Annotated in this window: 2 protein-coding genes; both read left to right on the forward strand. The window is 49.1% G+C overall.

All coding sequences use genetic code 11. The annotated features are described in order from the left end of the window. A partial coding sequence (locus BP822_RS11085; RefSeq protein WP_286878294.1) for a cache domain-containing protein occupies positions 1-238 on the forward strand: 238 nt, incomplete at its 5' end. A gap of 422 nt (positions 239-660) precedes the next feature. Then, positions 661-2,586 (forward strand): alkyl/aryl-sulfatase (locus tag BP822_RS11090; RefSeq protein ID WP_286878295.1); only part of this gene is annotated, 1,926 nt, incomplete at its 3' end.

Consider the following 2,586-nt stretch of genomic DNA (forward strand, 5'->3'; position numbering starts at 1 on the left):
GAACTTGGCGCTTTCCCATCAGCCTGAGCTGGTCGGCACAAACCGCATCGATGCTCAGGATCCCAATGGAGTATATTTCATTCAGCAGATCACAGATATGGCCAAAAATGGAGATGGCTTTGCCTATTACGTCTACCCAGACCCATCTAACAACATGACCCAAGAATTGAAGCTCAGCTACGTTATGGATGTCGATGGTACCTGGTTCCTGGGATCGGGCATCTATTCAAGCGATTAGGATTCAAGCTGCGGGGGGAGAGCTCAGCCCCCTCAGTATCCTTCAACAGTGGCATCTATAGTCCCAACCTACCTCGATTCAATGCGAGCCCCTCCTGCAAAGCAAAACCGATTAGGTCACATCCTCCTGCCAATGGTGACGTTCTCAAATGCCTTTTTCATAATTCCCATTCCATGGGACGACAGGAGACTGTGGCACGGTCACGAATCGCCATTGAGAATAATATTAATAAATTATATAATTATAATAATAGCCTGGATTAAACTTAAATAGTCGAATAGCATACCTGGCTGCAGGAGGTTTTTCCAAAAATTTGGGAGTATTAAGCCCCAATTATCCTGACATACAGAATATTATTGAAAAATTTTAATATATTAGTCATGTATTTTAAAATCTGGATCAAAATTTGCGGAAGTGAGAGAATGAAGTTATGCTCAAAGGCCGTTTTTGCGGCTGCCATTTTGTTGATTGCGTTTAGCGAGATTTCAGTTATCTATGCAGAATCTGCCGATACGAGGAATGATGCGACCGAATACACCATTGCTGCCAACCTGCTGGCCAACAATTCTCCCGCCTGGAGCAACAACCAGGAAGACTTCGATTTTGCCAATAGAGGGTTCATCGCTACCGATAGTCCCCTGATCATCCCCTCTCTCTATCCGGGTTTCACCTCCTGGAATATGGAAGAGTTCTCCTTCCTGGACAATGCGACCTGTCCGGATACAATAAACCCCCTTCTCTACAGGCATGCAAAGCTGAACAAGATCAACGGTCTATTCGAGGTCGTAGCTGGCATCTACCAGGTCAGAGGATACGATCTCACATCAATGAGCCTCATCAAAGGCGATACCGGCTGGATAATCATAGATCCCATGATGACTATGGAGACCGCCAGGGCGGCCATGGACCTAGTTAACAGAACACTGGGATACTATCCGGTCAAGGCAGTCATCTATTCTCACCCTCATGTGGATCATTACCAGGGAGTGAAGGGAGTGATCACTGAGAAGCAGGTTGCATCGGGCGAGGTTGAGGTCATAGCCCCTGCTGGATTCATGGACCATGCTATCAGCGAGAATGTCTATGCTGGGACGGCTATGCAAAGGCGGGGCATGTACATGTACGGAGGCCTCCTTCCTCATGATGAGAAGGGTCTTGTGGATAACGGTCTGGGAAAACGAACCCCATTTGGATCGGCATCCCTCATCGCTCCGACGATCGATATCACCGAGACCGGCCAGAACCTGACCATCGACGGAGTCGATATGCAGTTCCATTACTGCACCAATACGGAAGCTCCCGTGGAGATAGACATCTGGTTCCCAGATCACAAAGCGCTTTTCATGGCTGAGAATTGCGTGGCAACGCTGCATAACATTCTGACTCTGCGGGGAGCACAGATCAGGGATCCTCTCTCCTGGGCAGAATGCCTGGATGAGGCACGAAGGCTTTACGGAGACCAGGCTGAGGTGGTGTTTACCGCCCACAACTGGCCCAGGTACGGTAACGATAAGGTCATTGAGCTTTTAGAAAACCAGCGGGATATGTACAAGTACATCAATGATCAGACCCTGAACCTCATCAACAAGGGCTATACCATGGATGAGATCGCAAATATGATCGTTCTTCCCCAATCCCTGCAGAAGTACTGGTATACTCATGGATTCTACGGCCAGATATACATGGGTGTAAAGGCCACATATCAGAAATACCTGGGATTCTACGATGCCAATCCCATCAACCTGAAACGGCTTCCTCCTGAGGAGTTTGCCCGAAATATAACCGAGTACATGGGAGGGGCAGATGCTGTCCTGGAGAGGCTGGCCAGAGATTATGACGCTGGCAACTATCAACTGGTGGCCACTATCGCCAATTACCTGGTCTTTGCTGATCCCGACAATATAAAGGCCCGTGAGATGGAGGCTGCTGCCCTGGAGCAGCTTGGATATCAGGCGGAATCTGGACCGGCCCGGAATGCCTATCTGGTGGGAGCTATGGAGCTTCGCAGCAAAGAGCCAGTGCACGCAATGAACATGATATCTGCAGATGTGATATCTGCCATGTCAATCAACCAGCTCTTAGACTACATAGCAGTGAGGCTGAATAGCCAGAAGGCGGACGGCGAGGACTTCAGGATGAACATGATAATCAATGATACCGGCGAGAGCGCACTGATTCAGGTCAATAACAGCGTGCTGGTCTACTGGATCGATGAGCACTCTGATGAAGCTGCCCTCACTGTCCATATGCCGCGCAAGACTCTTGAACAGCTGGCGCTCGATCCATCCGTTCCACCGGCAAATGTGACCATTGAAGGAGATGCCTCGGTGTTTGAGGGATTTGTTGGG

The sequence above is a fragment of the Methanosaeta sp. UBA458 genome (assembly GCF_002496085.1).
Lineage (GTDB): Archaea > Halobacteriota > Methanosarcinia > Methanotrichales > Methanotrichaceae > Methanothrix > Methanothrix soehngenii.